This is a genomic window from Acidovorax sp. GW458-11-26-14-TSB4 (assembly GCF_059423865.1).
Genome location: NZ_JBWKYR010000003.1, coordinates 64,488 through 85,154, shown reverse-complemented (window position 1 = coordinate 85,154; position 20,667 = coordinate 64,488). Strand labels below are relative to the sequence as shown.

Sequence of the window (20,667 nt, the reverse complement as noted above, 5' to 3'; positions counted from 1 at the left end):
AATTCAATCGGGGCAGCGCTACCAGAGCGCCCCAGAGTGCCTCAGAGGGCAGCGTTGTGGTAGATCTCCTGGGCATCGTCCAGGTCTTCCAGGACATCGAGCAATTTTTGCATCCGCACAGCGTCTTCACCCTCCAGTTCGATGGTGTTTTCAGCACGCATGGTGACCTCGGACACCTCGGGCTTGAGGCCGGCAGCTTCCAGGGCGTTCTTCACGGCCTCGAAGTCGGTGGGCGCGGTCAGCACCTCGATGGCACCATCGTCCCCGGTCAGCACGTCCTCGGCGCCGGCCTCCAGCGCCACTTCCATGACCTTGTCCTCGTCGGTGCCCGGCGCGAAGATCAACTGGCCGCAGTGCTTGAACTGGAACACCACCGATCCTTCTGTACCCATGCTGCCGCCGTGCTTGCTGAAGGCATGGCGCACCTCGGCCACCGTGCGCACGCGGTTGTCGGTCATGGTGTCGATCATGATGGCCACGCCACCGATGCCATAGCCTTCGTAGCGGATTTCCTCGTAGGTCAGGCCCTCGGCATTGCCGGTGGCCTTGTCGATGTTGTACTTGATGCGGTCAGCCGGCATGTTGGCCGCCTTGGCCTTGTCCACCGCCAGGCGCAGGCGGGGGTTGGCAGACAGGTCCCCGCCACCGGCACGCGCCGCCACGGTGATTTCGCGAATGATGCGGGTCCAGATCTTGCCGCGTTTCTCATCCTGCCGCCCCTTGCGGTGCTGGATATTCGCCCATTTACTGTGTCCTGCCACGGGAAGTCCTTCTGTATTGATAGAGTCTGTTGGGGTGATTTTACTTTTCGGAGACGGCCATCGACGGCTTGTTGGGAAGGGTTTGCCGAAACAGGCGGTGGGTCGACCGTCGGCCGTCTTCCCCTATGACCGTCAGAGCAACCGGCGAGCCCACCGCCCCCCGCAGACGCAGGAGAGCTTGGTTCAACGCCATTCCACGCGTTAGCACTCCATCAATAGACACGAGCCTGGCACCAGGGCGGATAGCGGCCATCTGAGCAGGAGAGCCTTCGATCACATATTCCACCCTGGGAAATCCCTCGCCCTGTTGCTCCTGAACGATCATCATGCCCACGTCGGCCGCAGGCGAGGTGACGCCCCGATAGGCCGAGTGACCAGGAAACCTGAGAAGCGCCGCCACCTCCGCCGCGCCGAGATCCCACCACTCGTATGAGCCCAGCCTCAGGCCTGCATGGTGCAATTGTCCCAGGTAGGCATCAAACCGTGCGGGCCTGTCATCCGCACATTTCCTGAGCGCAACTCTCACGGAACTTTGATCCACACTGGCCACTGATGCAGCAAAACGTACGCCCGCCTTCAAAGCCGATGCCACCAACTGCGGATCACAACTGAGAACAAGGAAGTCAGATACTTCTTGCCAGCCTTTGGCATCAATTCTGGGACCCGCATGCCCGAGCACAAGCGCCCTGACCCAATCGGGCCTACCGACAGAGCCCAAAAGAGCCTTGACCAATATTGCCGCATTACCTGGCTCCAAGGCACTGCGATCAACAGGCAGAACGTCCAAGACCCAATTTCCGGGCCCCGGATCACCGATCAATGCGCCATAAATATCTCCCCTGGCGCTTATGTCACCAAAGCGTCCTTTGTAATCTGCCGCAATCTTGCGCCGCAGCGCAGATGCATCGGCAGGCAGCGAAAGCAACAAGTGCCGAATCACCTTGGGATCGCCGTAACTGCCAGAATCGAAGAGTGCGACACGCGAAGCCAGCGATAGTTCGCCCAACTGCGCCAGATCGACAATCATCTGAGCGCTCTCCCCCGGTGAAACGATGGAAAGATGCAAATCCACCCAAAAAGCCAAGGGTCGCCCCAGAAGAGATGGGGGACACGGCAAAGTGGCCTCCCTTACCTTGCCAGAAGTGCAATGGCGCGAGGACCAGCGCTTGAGCACCGAAGGCGATGCCGCCTCGCCAACACCCATTGTCAGGCGCCAACCGGACCGCACCATGTCCTCCAATACACTGCCAAAGTTGCCCCGGGCCATCGATTCCATCGTCGACACTGAGGCAGGGTGCGTTTGCGGCGGCACAGGAGCTCCCAGCGCCCGCAACTCCCAGTACATACGCTCGCCGCGAGCCTCCACCTTGCCACCCAATTGAAGAGCCCAATCTATCGCGGTCAAACCCTTATCCTCTCCGCGCTCATCCATGCGGGCTCCCTCAACAGCTATCTGCTTGACGATCTCTATGTCGTGCGCCATGACCGCTTGGTTCAAGCGCCGCTCCCTCGGGAAGTCAAAAAGGCGGTACTCTGCAGGAAGATCATTGCCCGGCTGAAGCAAACGCAACCCCCTGTCGGAATACTGCCAACTCGCACCCCGATCCATCGTGCGGTAAACCTGCCCTTCAACCCAAGCCACCAATGCGACCGATGAATCCCGCGGATGCAAGGCAATGGCAGAAGGATGCCAGGAATCGGCCATTCCGCTCCCTCCCGCAGCCGACCACGTCAAACCTCCATCCATGCTGTGAAGCTGCGTGCTGAAGTCTTGCGAAGTCGATACTCCACCGGGATACTTGTTCCTATTTGTGCAGGTGGCAAACAGGTATGCCGGATCGGCGGGCGATTGAAGGGGTGGATGGCAATGGTCCAGAAATTTTCCACGCGTCTCGTAAGGAGACAACATGGAAACCTGCTCCCAGGGGCCTGATTTCTTGCGAAGCCACCAGTATCTTTCAGACTTCACCAGCACACGGTCGCCTGCAAGGGAGGCAATCCGCAATGGTCTGTGACCCGCTGGAAAGTTGGTGGGATGCCACTCAAAACCGTCTTCAGATCTCCAGACCTCGTTCTTGTCTGTAGCTATGTAGAACGCCTCCCCGTTGGCAGACAGAGCACTCTGCATTATCGACCCCGCCGGATTTGGTGCCACCTCCCAGGACGCACCATTGTTCCGGCTTGCCCATGTCTCGCCACCGAGCAAAGCGATCCAAAGGCCCGGTCGGGAAGGGTGCACCGCAAAACCCTCGAAGCGCCCCGGCTGGAGGCCATACTTCACGCGCCTCTCATTCCAGGTGCGGCCACCGTCCACAGATTCGAGGTACTGGGTGTTTTGGCTTGACCCAAACTCGCGCAGGGCCAATATTCGGTTCGGATCGTGGGGATCCATAAGGATCTTGCTGAACCCACGGCCTGCATTCAACGCACGCCAGGAAGAACCACGGTCAGTCGAGATAAATATGCCGTTGCTGAGATTAATGCCGAACACGGTGTCCGGACTCGAGTCGACATAGGCAAGGCCCGTCAAGCTCACACCGACGCTGACGGGAAAGCTCGCTACCGCATTTGACGCAGCCAATACTGCGATCAGGACAAAACTGCAGATTCCCGCCCGGAAAAGCATCCAGGAGCGAGCCCCTTCCAAAAAAAGCTTCTTTGCATTCATCCCAACCCTCTCCTTTTGTCCCCTATGCTATCGAATCAGTACCCACAACGATGCGGAATCCGACCATGGCCGAACCACTCCTGATAGCCAAGCACGACACCACCGAATGCCACCTGCTTCCGGGGCTGGCCAACCGGCACGGGCTCATCACCGGGGCGACGGGCACCGGCAAGACGGTGACGCTGCAGACCCTGGCCGAAAACTTCTCGCGCATTGGCGTGCCGGTGTTCATGGCCGACGTCAAGGGCGACCTCACGGGTGCCAGCCAGCCCGGCAAGATCGGCGAGAAGCTGGCCGCCACGCTCAAGGAGCGGGGGCTGGACCTGCCCGCCCCCCTGGCCTGCCCCACCACGCTCTGGGACGTGTTCGGCGAACAGGGCCACCCGGTGCGTGCCACGGTGTCGGACATGGGGCCGCTGCTGCTCGGGCGCATGCTCAACCTCAATGAGACGCAACTCGGGGTGCTCAACCTGGTGTTCAAGATCGCCGACGACAACGGCCTGTTGCTGCTGGACCTCAAGGACCTGCGCGCCATGCTGCAGTATGTGGGCGACAACAGCAAGGAATTCACGACCGAGTACGGCAACGTGAGCGCGGCCAGCGTGGGCGCCATCCAGCGCGGGCTGCTGCAGATCGAGCAGCAGGGCGGCACGCAGTTCTTCGGCGAGCCCATGCTCAACATCCAGGACTTCATGCAGACCGTCGATGGGCATGGCGTGGTGAACATCCTGGCGGCGGACAAGCTCATGAACGCGCCGCGCCTGTACGCCACCTTCCTGTTGTGGATGCTGTCGGAGCTGTTCGAGCAGTTGCCCGAGATCGGCGACCCCGAGCAGCCCAAGCTGGTGTTCTTCTTCGACGAGGCCCACCTCTTGTTCAACGAGGCGCCCAAGGTGCTGGTCGAGCGCATCGAGCTGGTGGTGCGCCTGGTGCGCTCCAAGGGCGTGGGCGTGTATTTCGTGACGCAGAACCCCCTCGACATTCCTGACAGCGTGCTGGCCCAGTTGGGCAACCGCGTGCAGCATGCGCTGCGCGCCTTCACCCCGCGCGACCAGAAGGCGGTGAAGGCCACGGCCACCACCATGCGGCAAAAGCCGGGCCTGGATATCGAGACCGCCATCACCGAACTGGCCGTGGGCGAGGCGCTGGTGAGCTTTCTCGACGCCAAGGGCCGCCCCAGCGTAACCGAGCGCGTCTTTGTTTTGCCGCCGGGCAGCCAGCTCGGCCCCATCACCCCTCAGCAGCGCCAGGCGCTGATGGCCAGCTCGCTGGTGGCGGGGGTGTACGAGAAGGTGGTGGACCGCGAGTCGGCCTACGAAAAGCTCAAGGGCCGCACCGCCGACGCAGGCAGCGCCCAGGCCCCGGCCGGCAAGGGCGGTGCCGTGGCGGCCCCCGCCGAGGAAGGCGGCGGCCTGCTGGGCGGCCTGAACGACGTGCTGTTCGGCTCCACCGGCCCGCGCGGCGGCAAGCGCGACGGCCTGGCACAGACCATGGCCAAGTCGGCCGTGCGCACCATGGGCACCACGCTGGGCAAGGAGATTCTGCGCGGCGTGCTCGGCAGCGTGTTTGGCGGTGGTGGCAAGCGGCGGTGAGCCCGTCAAAAAAATAGTCACATCCGCCCCCTGAAAAAGAGGTACAACCCCGGAAAACAGACACACAACAAGGTCAAAGGGGCAAGCCGATGGGCAAGATCGACAACCTGCTGGTGCGCTACGGCGGCAACGTGGTGCAACTGGCGATTGCAGTGTGGGCCCTGGCCGCGGTGGCGGCCTTTGCGGGGCTGCTGCGGCCCAACTGGCGCTGGGCCATCTACCTGGTGTGCACGGTGGTGGTCACCGCCATCGTGGTGCAATGGACACGCACGGTGCGCGAGCGCTACATCCGCGAAGCGAAACTGCCCGCCTACCTGAAGCGCAAGCTGCGCGAGACCTACCCGCACCTCAGCCAGAAGGACTGCGAATTGGTGGAGCGCGGGCTGCGCCAGTTCTTCATGGCCTGCATGCGCAGCCGCAAGCAGTTCGTGGCCATGCCGTCCAAGGCGGTGGATGCGCTGTGGCATGATTTCATCCTGCACACGCAGGCCTACAAGACCTGGTGCCACAACGCGCTGGGCTTTTTTCTGCACCACACGCCGGCCGAAGCCCTGGGCGCCAAGGCAAAGAACAACGATGGCCTGCGCCGCGCCTGGTTCTGGGCCTGCAAGGACGAGGCCATCAACCCCAAGGCCCCGAGCCGGCTGCCCCTGTTGTTTGCGCTGGACGCCAAGATGGCGATTGCCGGCGGCTTCGTCTACGTGCCAGACTGCAGCAACATTTTGGCCCGGAGCGCCGCCGGCGGCGATGGCAGCGGCACCTACTGCGGCACCAGCTTTTCGGACGGCAGCCACAGCGGCAGCTCGAATGACTTCGGCGGCGCGGACAACTCCTCGTCGTCGAGCAGCTCCAGCGACAGCAGCGACAGCAGCGATGGCGGCAGCGGGGGCGATGGCTGTGGCGGCGGAGGATGCGGCGGTGGTGGCGGGGACTGAGCACGGTCCTTGCGAGTGCCCTGATCGGGACCCCAATATCCGTTCAGCCCCCCGGCAATAACCACACCCGTACAATGGACAGCTTCTCAACTTCAAGGGAACTGTCTGTTCCCTGTCTATGGAAATCGCAATACTTTTCGCCCTCATCCTCTTGAACGGCGTGTTCGCCATGTCGGAGATCGCACTGGTCACGGCACGGAAGGCCCGGCTGCAAAAGCTGATTGATGAGGGCGATAGCGGCGCTGCCGCTGCCGTGAAGCTGGGCGAAGACCCCACGCGTTTCCTATCCACCATCCAGATCGGCATCACGTCGATCGGCGTGCTCAACGGTATCGTCGGCGAAGCCGCCCTGGCAGCCCCCCTGGCCGCCTGGCTGGCCTCGCTGGGCGTGCCCGCCCCCTATGGTGGCTATGCCGCCACGGGCCTGGTGGTGGTGCTGATCACCTACTTCTCCATCGTCGTGGGCGAACTCGTGCCCAAGCGCATCGGCCAGTCGCACCCCGAGACCTTTGCACGCCTGGTCTCGCGCCCCATCAACTTCCTGGCGGTGGCCACCAAGCCCTTCGTCATCCTGCTGTCCACCTCCACGCGCACGCTGCTGCGCCTGTTGGGCGTGAAGGAGACCAGCGGCAGCCCGGTGACCGAGGAAGAGATCCACGCCATGCTGGTCGAAGGCACGACGGCCGGTGTGATCGAATCGCACGAACACACCATGGTGCGCAACGTGTTCCGCCTGGACGACCGCCAGATCGGCTCGCTCATGGTGCCGCGCGGCGACGTGGTCTGCCTGGACCTGGACCTCTCCTTCGAGGAGAACCTGAAGATCATCGAGGAGTCGGACCACGCCCGCTTCCCGGTGGTGCGCGGCGGCATGGACAACATCCGTGGCGTGCTCAATGCGCGCCAGTGGCTGTCGCGCACCATCCGCGACAAGGCCCACAGCCTGGCCGAGCAGCCGCTGCAGACGGCGCTGTACGTGCCCGAGACCATCACCGGCATGGAGTTGCTCGACAACTTCCGCCTGTCGGACGTGCACATGGCCTTCGTGATCGACGAGTACGGCGAGGTGCAGGGCATCGTCACGCTGCAGGACCTGATCGAGGCCATCACCGGCGAGTTCCAGCCGCGCGACCCCGAGACCTCGTGGGCGCTGCAGCGCGAGGATGGCAGCTGGCTGCTGGACGGCCACATCCCCGTGCCCGAACTCAAGGACCGGCTGAACCTGGATTCCGTGCCCGAGGAAGAGCGCGGCCGCTACCACACCCTGAGCGGCATGATCATGCTGCTGACCGGCCGCCTGCCCAAGGTGACCGACACCGTGGAGTGGGAGGGCTGGAAGCTCGAAGTGGTGGACATGGACGGCAAGACCATCGACAAGATCCTGGCCAGCCGGATGCCCGTGCCCGAGCTGGCAGACGCCACGGAAACCACCGACGGCTGACCCCCGCCCTGCCCCATCCGCCACGCGGCGGATGCGGGCAAACCCGAGGCCGCCCCTCTTCAGTCGCACACGCGACCTTGACGGCGCGGGCACGGGGCCTACAGTGTTCGCCCATGAACACTGCTGCTCCCACACTCACCTGCTTCTCCCTGACCACCACCGGCCATGTGGCCCACCTGGTGCTGAACCGGCCCGAGGCCATGAACACCATGCACCCCACCTTCTGGCGCGAGCTGGATGCGGTGCTGGTGCACCTGCACCGCAGCGGCGAGGCGCGCGCCCTGGTCATCAGCAGCACCGGCAAGCATTTCAGCGCCGGCATGGCACTGGAGACCTTTGGCGGCGCCATCACCATGGACGACCAGAGCCCCGAGGGCCGTGCCGCCATCTTCGACCTGCTGACCGACATGCAGCACACCTTCACGCGGCTGGAGGAGCTGCGCATCCCGGTGATCATGGCTATCCACGGCGGCTGCATCGGCGGTGCGGTGGACATGGTGACGGCCGGCTGCATCCGCTATGCCACGGCCGACGCCTTCTTCTGCATCCAGGAGATCAACATCGGCATGGTGGCCGACGTGGGCACGCTGCAGCGCCTGCCCAAGCTCATTCCCATGGGCGTGGTCAAGGAGCTGGCCTACACCGGCCGGCGCATGCCCGCACAGAAGGCCCTCTCCCATGACCTGGTCAACGAAGTCTTCGATACGCAGGAGGCCATGGTCGCCGCCGCGCTGCAGTGCGCAGCGGAGATCGCCAGCAAGCCGCCCGTGGCCATCTGGGGCACCAAGCAGGCCGTGAACTATGCGCGCGACCACTCGGTGGAGGACAGCCTGCGCCAGATGGGATGGCTGCAGGGCACCATCTGGAGCAACCGGCACGTGCAGGAATCGGTCACGGCGATGAAGCAAAAGCGCGCGGGGGACTTCCCTGCGCTGACACCCCTGCAGCGCTTTTCTGAACTCGGCTAACTCCGGTCGCTGCGCGCCAAGCGGTATTCCAGGCGGCGCAGCACCGTGGTCAGCGCAAGCGTCATGCACCAGTAGGCCAGCGAGATCGCCAGGTACGGCTCCCAGTAGCGCGCATAGGCGCCTGCCACCGTGCGCGCCGCATAGGCCATCTCGGCCAGGCCGATGGCCGAGACCAGGGAGGTGTCCTTGAGCAGCGCGATCATGTTGTTGCCCAGCGGCGGCAGCATGCGCCGGAAGGCCTGGGGCAGCACCACGTAGCGCAGCACCTGCAGCGGCGTGAAGCCCAGCGAACGTCCGGCATCCGACTGCCCGCGCGCAATCGACTGGATGCCGGCACGGAACACCTCGGAGATGTAGGCCGCCGAGTTCAGCGTGAGCGCCGCGATGCCCGAGATCAGCGCGCCATGCTCCTGCTTGAGCGTGCGCGCCAGGTCGCCATCGACCACCAGGCCCGACACCGGGTGGATGAACAGCGGCATCACCGCGAAGTGCATGAGCAAAATCTGCACGAACAGCGGCGTGCCGCGGAAGAAACTCACATACACGGTGGACGGCCAGCGCAGCAGAAAGCGGCACACCCAGTTCCACGGCGCATGGCGCGCCTGCGCCAGCCGCGCCAGGGCCAGCACCAGGCCCCACGATCCGCCCAGCGTGACGCAGATGACCGTCATGCACAGGGTCATCCAGGCGCCTTTGAAGAACAGCTCGCGATACTCCACCAGGATGTCCGGCCGGAACCAGCCAAACCACAATTCGGGTTGCTCCATGCTTCTCTCCCTCTACCCAGGGCGCGCAGCGCGACAACCCTTCGTCAGAAAACAAAAAAGCGGCCGCATGGCGGCCGCTGCAAGTGACTTGATCGGAACCCGGCTCAGCGGCCTTTGTATTCTTTTGCGAACCACTTCTTGTAGATCTCGCCGTAGCTGCCATCGGCGCGCACGGCGGCCAGGCCGGCGTTGAGCTTGTCCTGCAGGGCCTTGTCGCCCTTCTTCACGACGATGCCGAAGCCTTCTTCAGGGAAGGACGGGTCTTCCACCGTCTTGAGCGCTGCATTCTGGCTCACGCGGTAGGCGATCACGCCGTTGTCGCCGATGGCGGCGTCCACGCCGCCGCCGGCCAGCTCGGAGATGATGAGCGGCGTGCTCTCGAAGCGGCGGATGTTGGCGCTGGTCTTGCCGAATTCGCGCGAGGCCACGTCGTCGGCCGTGGAAGCGTTCACCACGGCGATCTTCTTGCCCGCCAGGTCCTTGAGCGAGGCCACGGTGCTGCCCTTGGGCACGGCGATGAGCTGGTGGGCCGCAAAGTACGGGGCCGAGAAGTCGTAGCTCTGGCGGCGCTTGTCGTTGATGGTCACGCCGGAGATCACCAGGTCCACGTCGCCATTGTTCAGCGCCGCGAAGATACCGCTCCAGGGCGTGTTCACGACCTTGATCTTGAGATTCTGGTGCTTGGCGACGGCGTTGATGATGTCGATGTCGAAGCCGACGATCTGCTTGTCCTTGTTCTCGAACGCGAAGGGTGCATAGGTCGCGCTGGAGGCCACGGTGAGTTCACGGGCCTGCGCCTGGGCAACCAGCGAAACACCGAACGAAGCGGCCAGGCCGAGGCCCAGGGTGGCAATGCGGCGGGAGATGGACATGGTGGGCCCTTGGGGAAAGTCGGGAAAAGGGGGCAGTATATCCATGCCCCAGGGGGACTGGCATCAATATTCATAGCGGCAAACGCCCTGTTTCTGCACCTTGCGCTCCCCCTGTGGTCAAAAGTCAGGCAGTCTTATGATGGATGGAATAGTTGAGCCCCTTCGGCCCTGAAAGATTCCACTATGAGCAATGCCAGCCTCCCTCCGCCCACCTACGCGGATGTTGTTTCTGCCGCACAGCGGCTCGCTGGCGTGGCCCATCGCACGCATGTGCTGCGCTCCAACATGGCCGACGCGCTGCTGGGCACGCAGGTGTTCTTCAAGTGCGAGAACCAGCAGCGCACGGGCTCGTTCAAGTTCCGCGGTGCCTACAACACCCTGGCGCAGTTCAGCGACGAACAGCGCGAGCGCGGCGTGCTGGCCTTCTCGGCCGGCAACCATGCGCAGGCCATCGCCCTGTCGGCCCGGCTGCTGGACATGCCCGCCCTGATCGTGATGCCCGAGGATGCCCCCGCCACCAAGATGGCAGCCACACGCGAGTACGGCGCCCAGGTCGTCACCTACGACCGCTACACCGAGGACCGCGAGGCCATCAGCCAAAAGCTGGCAGAAGAGCGCGGCATGACCCTGGTGCCACCCTTCGACCACCCGCATGTAATTGCCGGCGAAGGCACGGCCGCCAAGGAGTTTCTGGAGGAAGTGCCCGGCCTCGACTACCTCTTCGTGTGCGTGGGCGGCGGCGGCCTGCTGGCCGGCAGCCTGCTGGCGGCCGAGGCCCTGGCGCCGGGCTGCCGCGTGGTGGGCGTGGAGCCCGAGGCCGGCAACGACGGCCAGCAGTCGTTTCGCACGGGGCAGCTGGTGCAGATCCCCACGCCGCACACCATTGCCGATGGCGCGCAGGCCCGCTCGCTCGGGCAGATCACCTTTCCCATCATCCAGCGCCTGGCCGAGGACATCGTGACCGCCACCGACGAGCAGCTCGTCGAGGCCCTGCGCTTCTTTGCCGAGCGCATGAAGCTGGTGGTGGAGCCCACAGGCGCACTGGCCTTTGCCGGCGCACGGCATGGCGGCGTGGACGTGCGTGGCGCGAAGGTGGGTATCCTCATCAGCGGGGGGAATGTGGACTTGGCGCGCTATGCGCGCTTTCTGGGGGATTGACTCCCCCCGAAGCGACTGCGTCGCCTCCCCCTCAGGGGGCGGCCCCGGCGGCCCGGCAAAGCCGGTTCCGCGGGGCCACTGGTGTTGGGTCACGCCAGTTTCCACGCCTAAGAGCCAAAGGGACGTCAAAATACGGCCACCGCTATTCATTCACCTCTGCATAACAAAGGCCGCGCCATGAGCACCGCTACCAACAACGTCACCGTCATCAAGCACCCCCTCGTCCAGCACAAGCTCACGCTGATGCGCAGGAAGGACGCCAGCACCAACAGCTTTCGCCGCCTGCTGGGCGAGCTGAGCACGCTCATGGCCTACGAGGTCACGCGCGACATGCCGCTGCAGGACATCGAGATCGAGACCCCGCTGGAGACCATGACCAGCCAGGTGATCGACGGCAAGAAGCTGGTGCTGGTCTCCATCCTGCGCGCGGGCAACGGTTTTCTCGACGGCATGCTCAACGTGGTGCCCGGCGCGCGCGTGGGACACATCGGCCTGTACCGCGACCCGGCCACGCTGCAGCCGGTGGAGTACTACTTCAAGATGCCGTCCGAGATGGACGAGCGCGACATCATCGTGGTCGACCCCATGCTGGCCACCGGCAACTCGGCCGCCGCCTGCGTGGACCGGCTCAAGAAGCTCAACCCGCGTTCCATCAAATTCGTCTGCCTGCTGGCCGCGCCCGAGGGTGTGGCCACGCTGCAGAAGGCGCACCCGGACGTGCCGATCTTCACCGCCGCCATCGACCGCGAGCTCAACGACCATGGCTACATCCTGCCGGGCCTGGGTGATGCCGGCGACCGGATCTTTGGCACCAAGTAAGAGCGGGCCAGATCGAACAGCCGCCGCAGAGACGCAGTCCTTGGGCGGCTTTTTTTACGCCCCAAGCCGGTGCGAATTTTTACCAACTGGTGGCTTTCTTCTGGCAGACTGCATGCCAGCGCCTGCCATCCATTGGCGCACTAATTGCTTGAGACAACGCCAGATCCGATCGCCCATCCTCCATCCGAAGAAGGACCCACTCCATGACCTCACGCCGCATCTTCACCGGCCACCTGTTCTCCACCTCGCTGGCACTGTCGGCCATGATCGGGCTGGCGCCCGGCGCCGCGATGGCCCAGGCCAAGACCAAGGTGGCAGCGATCTACACGGTGCCCTACGAGCAGCAGTGGGTCAGCCGCATCCACAAGGCGCTCAAGGCGGCCGAGGCGCGCGGCGAGATCGAGTACAAGTCCAGCGAGAACGTGACCAACGCCGACTACGAGCGCGTGATGCGCGAGTACGCCACCGGCGGCAACCAGCTCATCGTGGGCGAAGCCTTCGCCGTGGAAGCCGCCGCCCGCAAGGTGGCCAAGGACTTCCCCAAGACCTCGTTCCTGCTCGGCTCCTCGGGCAAGCCGCAGGCGCCCAACTTCAGCGTGTTCGACAACTACATCCAGGAGCCGGCCTACCTGTCGGGCATGGTGGCGGGCGGCATGACCAAGACCAACAAGATCGGCATGGTCGGCGGCTTCCCCATCCCCGAGGTGAACCGCCTGATGCACGCCTTCATGGCCGGCGCCAAGGAAGTGAACCCCAAGGTGGAGTTCACCGTGAGCTTCATCAACAGCTGGTTTGACCCGCCAAAGGCCAAGGAAGCCACCTTCGCCATGATCGACAAGGGCGCCGACGTGCTCTACGCCGAGCGCTTCGGCGTGAGCGATGCCGCCAAGGAAAAGGGCAAGCTGGCCATCGGCAACGTGATCAACACCCAGGACAAATACCCCGACACGGTGGTCGCGTCCGCCCTGTGGCACATGGAGCCCAGCATCGACCGCGCGCTCAAGCTGGTCAAGGACGGCAAGTTCACGGCCGAGGACTATGGCCCGTATTCGATGATGAAGCACAAGGGCTCGGAACTCGCGCCCCTGGGCACCTTCGAGAAGAAGGTACCGGCCGACATCGTGGCCAAGGTCAAGGCCAGGGAGGCCGAGATCCTGGCCGGCAAGTTCACCGTGAAGGTGGACGACAGCCAGCCCAAGTCCACGGCCAAATAAGCTGCAGGCGGCGCTTGCGTGCGCCATTCGGGGCCACCTACTTGACTGCGGTGGCCCTTTTCATTGGTACTGTCCATCGCTTACCCTGTTGCCCATGATCTTCACCGCATTGCTCTCCCGTCGCATCGCCCAACTGCTCGGCACGCTGGCCCTGGCCGGTGCCTTGGTGGGCTGCGCGTCCAGCCCCGCAGTCCAGGGAACTCGCCTTGACAGCACGCCGCGCATCGCCGTGATCTCGGCCTTTGCGCCCGAGCTCACCGTGTTGCTGCCCCAGGTGCAGCAGCCCGCCAGGCACAGCATCAACGGCGTGGAGTTCACCACCGGCACGCTGCAGGGCAAGCCCGTGGTGGTGTTCCTCTCGGGCATCAGCATGACCAACGCGGCCATGAACACGCAGCTGGTGCTGGACCGTTTCAACGTCAGCCACATCGTCTTCTCCGGCATTGCCGGCGGCGTGAACCCCGGCCTGCACATCGGCGACGTGACCGTGCCGGCGCGCTGGGGCCAGTACATGGAATGGCTGATGGCGCGCGAAGACCAGCCCGGCAAGTACACGGCGCCCGGCTGGATGCAGGCCGAACTCACCCTGCCCGCCTACGGCATGATGCACCCGCGCCCGGTGGAGGTGCGCTCGGCCGCCAACCCCGCGATCACCAAGAAGTTCTGGTTCGAGGCCGACCCGCGCATGCTGGCCGTGGCCAACGGCCTGGCCACGGTACCCCTGGAACACTGCCACGCCAGCCACTGCCTGAAGGAGCGACCGCGCATGGTGCTGGGCGGCAACGGTGTCTCGGGCCAGGCCTTCGTGGACAACAAGGCCTTCCGCGAGTATGCGTTCAAGACCTTCGAGGCCAATGTGCTCGACATGGAGACCGCCGCCACCGCCATGGTGGCGCACAGCAACGGCGTGCCCTACATCGCCTTCCGCTCGCTCAGCGACCTGGCCGGTGGCGGCGACGGCGCCAACGAGATGGACACCTTCATGCACCTGGCGGCCGCCAACTCGGCCAAGGTGCTGCAGGCATTTCTCGCAGCCTGGCGGTAGCCCGATCCATGGAGCCTGCAGAAACCGTCTTGCGCCTCACCGGCATCACCAAGCGCTTCGGCAAGCTGGTGGCCAACGACGGCATCGGCCTCACGCTGGCGCGCGGCGAGGTGCTGGCCCTGCTGGGCGAGAACGGCGCGGGCAAGTCCACGCTGATGTCCATCCTGTTCGGCCATTATGTGGCCGACGAGGGCCACATCGAGGTCTTCGGCCAGCCCCTGCCCCCGGGCCAGCCGCGCGCGGCACTGGTTGCCGGCATCGGCATGGTGCACCAGCACTTCACGCTGGCCGACAACCTCACCGTGTTGGACAACGTGCTGCTGGGCAGCGAGCCGTTGTGGCAGCCCTTTTCGCGCCGCAGCGCCGCACGCGAAAAGCTGCTGGCCGTGTCCGCCCGCTTCGGCCTGCCGGTGCAGCCCGATGCGCGGGTGGGCAGCCTCTCGGTGGGCGAACGCCAGCGGGTCGAGATCCTCAAGGCGCTGTACCGCGGCGCGCGCATTCTGATCCTGGACGAGCCCACCGCCGTGCTCACCCCGCAGGAGAGCGAGGCACTGTTCCACACCCTGTCGCAGATGGTGGCCGAGGGCCTGTCCATCATCTTCATCAGCCACAAGCTCGCCGAGGTGCTGCGCGTCTCGCACCGCGTGGCCGTGCTGCGCCAGGGCAAGCTCGTGGCGGAGGCGCCGGCCCAGGGTACCACCCAGGGCCAGTTGGCCCAGTGGATGGTGGGCCATGCCATCGAGGCCAGCGAGCGCCGCCCCGCGAAGAACCTGGGCGCACCTGTGTGCACACTGGCCAACGTCTCCACCGCGCCCACAGGCCGCGACCGGCTGCGGGACGTGTCGCTCACGCTGAACGCGGGTGAGATCGTCGCCATTGCCGGCGTCTCGGGCAATGGCCAGGTGGCGCTGGCCGACGTGCTGTGCGGCGTGCGCGCCGCCACCGCCGGCCAGGTCACGCTGCTCGGCGCGCCGCTGCAGGCCCGGCCGGCCTGGGTGGTGAACCAGGGCGTGGCCCGCATCCCCGAGGACCGCCACGCCGTGGGCGTGGTGGGCGACCTGCCGGTGTGGGAGAACGCCGTGTCCGAGCGCCTGCGCAGCCACTGGTTCGCCCACCCCTGGTTCCGAGGCTTCTGGGTCAAGCGCGCCGCCGCGCGCCAGCATGCCCAGCGCGTGGCCACCACTTTCGACGTGCGCGGCGGCGGGCCCGACACGCCGGCGCGTTCACTCTCGGGCGGCAACATGCAAAAGCTGATCCTCGGGCGCGCCCTGCTGCCACCAGGCGATGCCCCGCCCCCTCGGCTCATCGTGGCGCACCAGCCCACCTGGGGCCTGGATATCGGCGCCGTCACCTTCGTGCAGCAGCAGTTGATCGCCGCGCGCGACGGCGGCGCGGCCGTGCTGCTGATCTCGGACGACCTCGACGAGGTGTTGGCCCTGGGCGACCGCGTGGCCGTGATGCACGAGGGGCATCTGAGCGATGCCCGGCCCGCCGAAGCCTGGACGCGCGAGGCCATCGGGCTGGCGATGGCTGGCGCCTCTGCAGCCTGAAAAACCCGGACATCCATGAGACTCGAAAAACGCAACCACATCTCCCCGGCTGCCTACGTGGCGGCACCGGTGGGCGCCGTGGTCTTCACCCTGCTCATCAGCGGCCTGCTGGTGCTGTGGGCCGGCGCGCCCGTGGGCCGCACCTATGGCCTGCTGCTGCAAGGCGCCTTCGGCTCGGTCTTTGCACTGACCGAGACGCTCACCCGCGCCACGCCGCTGATCCTGACCGGGCTGGCCGCGGCCGTGGCCTTCCGTGCGCGGCTGTTCAACATCGGAGCCGAGGGGCAGCTGTACGCCGGCGCGCTGGCCGCCGTGGCCGTGGGCGGCATGCACGGGGGCACGGGGCTGGAATGGTCGCCGTACGTGCTGTTCCCGCTCATGATGCTGGCGGCGGCCCTGGCCGGCGCCCTGCTGCTGCTGGGCCCGGCGCTGATGAAATCCCGCCTTGGGGTGGACGAAGTGGTGACCACGCTGCTGCTCAACTTCATCACCCTGCTGCTGGTCTCTGCCCTGCTGGACGGGCCCATGAAGGACCCGCTGTCCATGGGCTGGCCGCAGAGCGTGGCACTGCAGGGCGACCTGGAACTCTCCAAGCTGGTGCCGCAGACGCGCCTGCACACCGGCCTGCTGTGGGCCATTGCACTGGCCATTGCGCTGTGGGCCGTCCTGCGGCGCACGGTACCGGGCTTCGACATCCGGGCAGCGGGCGCCAATGCGCGCGCAGCCGCCTTTGCCGGCGTGCCCATCACGCGCACCGTCGTGCTGGTGGCCCTGCTCTCGGGCGGGCTGGCAGGCTTGGCCGGTGCCATCGAGGTGGCGGGCCGCACCGGCTATGTCACGCTGGACATGTCGCCGGGCTATGGCTACAGCGGCATCGTCATCGCCATGCTGGCCGGGCTGCACCCTTTGGGCGTGATCGCGGCGGGCACCTTCGTGGCCGGCGTGCTGGTGGGGGCCGACAGCATGAGCCGCGCCGTGGGCGTGCCCACCTACATCGCCGACGTGATCGTGGCCACCTCGCTCATTGCCGTGCTGGTGGCCACGCTGCTCACGCAATACCGGGTCCGCATGAAATGAAGCACCCCCTGAGTCGCTTCGCGCCTTCCCCCTCTCTCGCTTTGCTGCGCAATGCGGGAGGGGGACGCTCCCAGCGCGGCGGGGCGGCCCTTGCGCGGGAGCACTGGCCTCAGCTGCGCCAATGCAGTGGCCCGCGGGAAGCGCCCATACGGATTGAACAACTGAAATGAGTGAACTGCTCGACATCCTGGCCAACCCGGCCTTCTGGATCGCCACGCTGCGCGTGGCCACGCCCCTGATCCTGGGCACGCTCGGCGTGCTGCTGTGCGAGCGCGCCGGCGTGCTCAACCTGGGCATCGAGGGCATCATGGTCGCAGGCGCCTTTACCGGCTGGCTCACGGTGTATGCCGGCTGCGGCCTGTGGACCGGGGTGCTGGTGGCGGCGCTCACGGGCGCCGTGTTCGGCCTGCTGCATGCCTGGCTCACGGTGGGGCTGGCGCTGTCGCAGCATGTCTCGGGCCTGGGCATCACGCTGCTGGCCACGGCGCTGAGCTACTACGGCTACCGCGTGGGCTTTCCCAAGGTGAACACGCCACCCACCATCGAGCCGTTCGCGCCCATGGAATGGCTGGGCGTGCCCATTCTTTCGGCGCAGACCCCGCTTACCCTGCTGGCGCTGGTGCTGGTGCCGATCCTGGCCTGGGTGCTGATGCGCACACCGCTCGGCCTGGCCGTGCGCATGGTGGGCGAGAACCCACAGGCCGCCGAAGGCCAGGGCCTGTCGGTCGCGGCCACGCGCACCGGCGCCATCGTGGCGGGCTCGGCACTCATGGGGGTGGCGGGGTCCTTCCTCACGCTGTCGGCCTTCAACGCCTTTTTCTTCAACATGGTCAACGGGCGCGGCTGGATCTGCGTGGCGTTGGTGGTGTTCGCCTCGTGGCGGCCTGGCAAGGCACTGCTGGGTGCCCTGCTGTTCGCCTTCTTCGATGCGCTGCAGCTGCGCCTGCAGCAGGCCGGCGATGCCTGGCTGCCCTACCAGGTCTACCTGATGCTGCCCTACCTGCTGTCCATCCTGGCCCTGGTCCTGGTGGCGCGCAAGGCGGCGTATCCGCAGGCGCTGATGAAGCCCTACCGCAAGGGTGAGCGGTGAAAACAGCGATCGCGCTGGCTGCGCTGACGCTGGTGTGCGCTCCTTTGGCCAACGCCCTGGGCATGGATGTGCCTTACGAACGCTTTGCCACCGCCGACGCGGTGGACTGGGTGCAGGTCTGCGGCCAATGGCCGGTACGCAAGAACGAAGGGGTCTACCGCATCGTGCATGGTTCGCAGTACGCGCAGTCGTTCCTGTACCTGCAGTGGATGCAGCGCGGCGACGATGGCAGCTTGCAGGCGGTGCATACCCAGAGCATCCGCGAACTCAACAATGACCACGCGGAGATCAGCCTGACCCGCATCGCCTGCCGCGCCACGCGCACCGGCATCCGCATCACGGCGCAGGCCAGCTCGGGCCATGACGGTGCGCTGCGCAGCATCACCATCGAGGCCGGCCACCGCCCCGGGGTGTACCGCTATGCGGCAAGCCCCCGGCGCTGAACTCAGCCTGCCGGCGGCGGCCCCACGGGCGTGCACAGCTCCACCAGCGCACCATCGATGTCTGCCACATAGGCCACCGTCTGGCCCCAGGGCATCTGCTCGGGCGCCTGCACGAGCCGCGCGCCAGCGGCCACGGCGCGGTCCACCGCAGCAGGCACGTCGGCCGTGGTGAAGGCGATTTCGAAACTGGGTGCACTGGCCGAGGCGCGCTGCGGGTTCTTGCCCAGCTCGGTCATGAGCCTGAGCGATGAGAAGGCCAGTGCGGTGGCGCCGGTCTCCAGCTCGCCGAAGTCGCCCGCCTCATGGAGAAAACGGCGCTTGAAACCAAAGGCTGCCTCGTAGAACGCAATGGTGCGGGACACGTCTTCGACGTAGAGGATGGTGTAGCCGAATTGCACTGAAGACCTCCGCAAGGGGACACATGGAAACGAAGGGCTGCACCCACCATGGCCAGCCGATACGCGACACAATAGCAGCCAAGCCACGCACCCCCGTGAACACAGCCATTTCCACACCGCCATGCTCGACCTGCTGATCCACAACGCCACCCTGCCCGACGGCCGCACCCAGATGTCCGTGGCCGTTCAGGACGGGCGCATCACCGAAGTGACCCAAGGCCTGCAGGCCCCCGCGCATGAAACCGTGGACGCCGGCGGCCTGCTGCTGAGCCCGCCCTTCGTGGACGCCCATTTCCACATGGATTCGACGCTCAGCTACGGCCAGCCCCGTGTGAACCAGAGCGGCACCCTGCTCGAAGGCATCGCGCTGTGGGGCGAACTGAAACCCCAGCTCACGCACGAGGCCATCGTGCAGCGCGCCCTCCAGTACTGCGACTGGGCCGTGGCCCAGGGCCTGCTGGCCATCCGCTCGCACGTGGACACCAGCGACGCCAGCCTGCTGCCCGTGCGCGCCCTGCTCGACGTGAAGCAGCGCGTCGCGCCCTACCTCGACCTGCAGCTCGTGGCCTTTCCGCAGGATGGCGTGCTGCGCTCGCCGGGCGGGCTCGACAACCTGACACGCGCGCTCGACCTGGGTGTGGACGTGGTGGGTGGCATCCCGCACTTCGAGCGCACCATGGCCCAGGGGGCCGAGAGCGTGAAGATCCTTTGCGAACTGGCGGCGGAGCGCGGCAAGCGCGTGGACATGCACTGCGACGAGTCGGACGACCCGCTCTCGCGCCATGTGGAGACGCTGGCGCACGAGACGCACCGCCTGGGCCTGCACGGCCGCGTGGCGGGCTCGCACCTCACGTCGATGCACAGCATGGACAACTACTACGTGAGCAAGCTCATCCCCCTGATGGCCGAAGCGCAACTGGGCGTGGTGGCCAACCCGCTGATCAACATCACGCTGCAGGGCCGCCACGACACCTACCCCAAGCGCCGCGGCATGACGCGCGTGCCCGAGCTCATGGCGGCCGGCCTCACCGTGGCCTTTGGCCACGACTGCGTGATGGACCCCTGGTACGGCGGCGGCAGCGCCGACATGCTGGAGGCCGCCCATATGGGCCTGCATGTGGCGCAGATGACCAGCCAGGCCGCCATGCGCCAGTGCTTCGAGGCGGTCACGACCAACCCCGCCCGATTGCTGGGCCTGGAGGGCTATGGCCTGGCGGCCGGCTGCCATGCCGACTTCGTGCTGCTGCATGCCCGCAACCCGGTGGAGGCGACCCGCCTGCGGGCCGCGCGGCTGGCGGTGTACCGGCGCGGCAAGCGCGTCGCGAGCCGCCCGGCCCCCGTGGCGACCCTGGACCTGCCCGGCAGGCCGGGCAGCGTGGGGTTCCTGGCCGAGTGATCAGCGCGCCGGTGGTGGTGCCGATGCCGCCAGGCTGAGCGTGACCACCCCTGCCACCACCAGCGCCAGCCCGGCAAGCCGCATGCCCGAGAGTGGCTCATCGAACAGCGCCGCCCCCAGCAGCGCCGTCAGCCCCAGCCCGCTGCCGGCCCATACTGCGTAGGTGACCCCCATGCCGATGTGCTTCATGGCCAGTGACATCCACCAGACCGCCAGCACATAGCAGGCCCCTGCGATCACTGCGGGGACCAAGCGGGAAAAGCCATCCGACTGCCTGAGCGCCACGGTACCGGCAACCTCAGAGATGACGCTGGCCGCAAGCCACAGCCAGGCAAGTGATTTCGCTTCCAACAGATACGTGAACGCCATGCGCTGCTCCATGTGCCCGCCAGCCGCTTGTACCGAGCGGAGCGAACAGATAGACAGACGACAGGAAAGCGGTACCTGCAAGGAACGGAAAAAGCGATGGCGGT

At 66.0% G+C, this 20,667-nt stretch carries 19 protein-coding genes; 13 read left to right on the top strand and 6 right to left on the bottom strand.

What is annotated here, in order from left to right; all coding sequences use genetic code 11:
• Window positions 1-41: 41 nt before the first annotated feature.
• Both AC07X5_RS08980 and AC07X5_RS08975 read right to left on the bottom strand, forming a co-directional pair.
• Window positions 42-761, bottom strand: a complete 720-nt coding sequence (locus AC07X5_RS08980) for a YebC/PmpR family DNA-binding transcriptional regulator (protein WP_494769846.1) — start codon at window positions 759-761, stop codon at window positions 42-44.
• A 40-nt stretch (window positions 762-801) separates the two neighbouring features.
• On the bottom strand, window positions 802-3,429 hold the full coding sequence (locus tag AC07X5_RS08975; protein WP_494769845.1) for a PDZ domain-containing protein: 2,628 nt from the start codon (window positions 3,427-3,429) through the stop codon (window positions 802-804).
• Between the two features lie 65 nt (window positions 3,430-3,494).
• On the opposite strand from AC07X5_RS08975, the gene AC07X5_RS08970 reads away from it, so the two are divergent.
• The 4 genes from AC07X5_RS08970 to AC07X5_RS08955 all read left to right on the top strand — a co-directional run bounded on the left by AC07X5_RS08970 (window position 3,495) and on the right by AC07X5_RS08955 (window position 8,365).
• Window positions 3,495-5,021 carry a helicase HerA-like domain-containing protein gene (locus tag AC07X5_RS08970; RefSeq protein WP_494769844.1) on the top strand — a complete coding sequence of 509 codons (1,527 nt, stop codon included), beginning with the start codon at window positions 3,495-3,497 and terminating at the stop codon, window positions 5,019-5,021.
• Window positions 5,022-5,110: 89 nt separating this feature from the next.
• A complete protein-coding gene (locus tag AC07X5_RS08965; protein WP_494769843.1) occupies window positions 5,111-5,956 on the top strand; it encodes a glycine-rich domain-containing protein in 846 nt (281 codons plus the stop codon).
• A gap of 118 nt (window positions 5,957-6,074) precedes the next feature.
• Window positions 6,075-7,397 (top strand): hemolysin family protein, encoded by a 1,323-nt coding sequence (locus AC07X5_RS08960; RefSeq protein ID WP_409956445.1) that lies wholly within the window; start codon window positions 6,075-6,077, stop codon window positions 7,395-7,397.
• 113 nt (window positions 7,398-7,510) lie between these two features.
• The gene (locus AC07X5_RS08955) at window positions 7,511-8,365 is read left to right on the top strand and encodes an enoyl-CoA hydratase-related protein (RefSeq protein WP_494769842.1); all 855 of its coding nucleotides are present in this window, start codon (window positions 7,511-7,513) and stop codon (window positions 8,363-8,365) included.
• Here AC07X5_RS08955 and AC07X5_RS08950 read toward each other — a convergent pair.
• Window positions 8,362-9,132: an amino acid ABC transporter permease gene (locus AC07X5_RS08950; protein WP_494769841.1), complete on the bottom strand. Its 771-nt coding sequence runs from the start codon at window positions 9,130-9,132 to the stop codon at window positions 8,362-8,364. The two genes, AC07X5_RS08955 and AC07X5_RS08950, sit on opposite strands and share 4 nt — an antisense overlap.
• A gap of 104 nt (window positions 9,133-9,236) precedes the next feature.
• Entirely contained in the window at window positions 9,237-10,004 is a 768-nt protein-coding gene (locus tag AC07X5_RS08945) for a basic amino acid ABC transporter substrate-binding protein (protein ID WP_494769840.1), read from the bottom strand.
• 183 nt (window positions 10,005-10,187) lie between these two features.
• Here AC07X5_RS08945 and AC07X5_RS08940 point away from each other — a divergent pair, with 183 nt between their 5' ends.
• From AC07X5_RS08940 to AC07X5_RS08905, 8 genes are all read left to right on the top strand, one after another.
• Window positions 10,188-11,162, top strand: coding sequence for a threo-3-hydroxy-L-aspartate ammonia-lyase (locus tag AC07X5_RS08940; protein ID WP_494769839.1), 975 nt, complete (start codon window positions 10,188-10,190; stop codon window positions 11,160-11,162).
• Window positions 11,163-11,339: 177 nt separating this feature from the next.
• On the top strand, window positions 11,340-11,981 hold the full coding sequence (gene upp / locus AC07X5_RS08935; protein WP_409956455.1) for a uracil phosphoribosyltransferase: 642 nt from the start codon (window positions 11,340-11,342) through the stop codon (window positions 11,979-11,981).
• A 203-nt stretch (window positions 11,982-12,184) separates the two neighbouring features.
• Window positions 12,185-13,195: a BMP family protein gene (locus AC07X5_RS08930; RefSeq protein WP_409955834.1), complete on the top strand. Its 1,011-nt coding sequence runs from the start codon at window positions 12,185-12,187 to the stop codon at window positions 13,193-13,195.
• 94 nt (window positions 13,196-13,289) lie between these two features.
• Entirely contained in the window at window positions 13,290-14,240 is a 951-nt protein-coding gene (locus AC07X5_RS08925) for a 5'-methylthioadenosine/S-adenosylhomocysteine nucleosidase (protein ID WP_494769838.1), read from the top strand.
• Window positions 14,241-14,248: 8 nt separating this feature from the next.
• Complete coding sequence (locus tag AC07X5_RS08920) at window positions 14,249-15,790, top strand: ABC transporter ATP-binding protein (RefSeq protein ID WP_494769837.1); 1,542 nt, start codon at window positions 14,249-14,251, stop codon at window positions 15,788-15,790.
• Window positions 15,791-15,805: 15 nt separating this feature from the next.
• Window positions 15,806-16,867 carry an ABC transporter permease gene (locus AC07X5_RS08915; RefSeq protein ID WP_494769836.1) on the top strand — a complete coding sequence of 354 codons (1,062 nt, stop codon included), beginning with the start codon at window positions 15,806-15,808 and terminating at the stop codon, window positions 16,865-16,867.
• Between the two features lie 166 nt (window positions 16,868-17,033).
• Window positions 17,034-17,957 carry an ABC transporter permease gene (locus AC07X5_RS08910; protein WP_494769835.1) on the top strand — a complete coding sequence of 308 codons (924 nt, stop codon included), beginning with the start codon at window positions 17,034-17,036 and terminating at the stop codon, window positions 17,955-17,957.
• Window positions 17,954-18,400, top strand: coding sequence for a hypothetical protein (locus AC07X5_RS08905; RefSeq protein ID WP_494769834.1), 447 nt, complete (start codon window positions 17,954-17,956; stop codon window positions 18,398-18,400). Before AC07X5_RS08910 ends, AC07X5_RS08905 begins: the two co-directional genes overlap by 4 nt.
• A 2-nt stretch (window positions 18,401-18,402) precedes the next feature.
• On the opposite strand, the gene AC07X5_RS08900 is transcribed toward AC07X5_RS08905, so the two are convergent.
• Window positions 18,403-18,798, bottom strand: coding sequence for a VOC family protein (locus AC07X5_RS08900; protein ID WP_409964346.1), 396 nt, complete (start codon window positions 18,796-18,798; stop codon window positions 18,403-18,405).
• Between the two features lie 121 nt (window positions 18,799-18,919).
• Between AC07X5_RS08900 and AC07X5_RS08895 the strand changes: the two genes are divergently transcribed.
• Window positions 18,920-20,194: an amidohydrolase family protein gene (locus tag AC07X5_RS08895; RefSeq protein WP_494769833.1), complete on the top strand. Its 1,275-nt coding sequence runs from the start codon at window positions 18,920-18,922 to the stop codon at window positions 20,192-20,194.
• On the opposite strand, the gene AC07X5_RS08890 is transcribed toward AC07X5_RS08895, so the two are convergent.
• Window positions 20,195-20,563 (bottom strand): DMT family transporter, encoded by a 369-nt coding sequence (locus AC07X5_RS08890; RefSeq protein ID WP_409964344.1) that lies wholly within the window; start codon window positions 20,561-20,563, stop codon window positions 20,195-20,197.
• Between the last annotated feature and the right edge of the window lie 104 nt (window positions 20,564-20,667).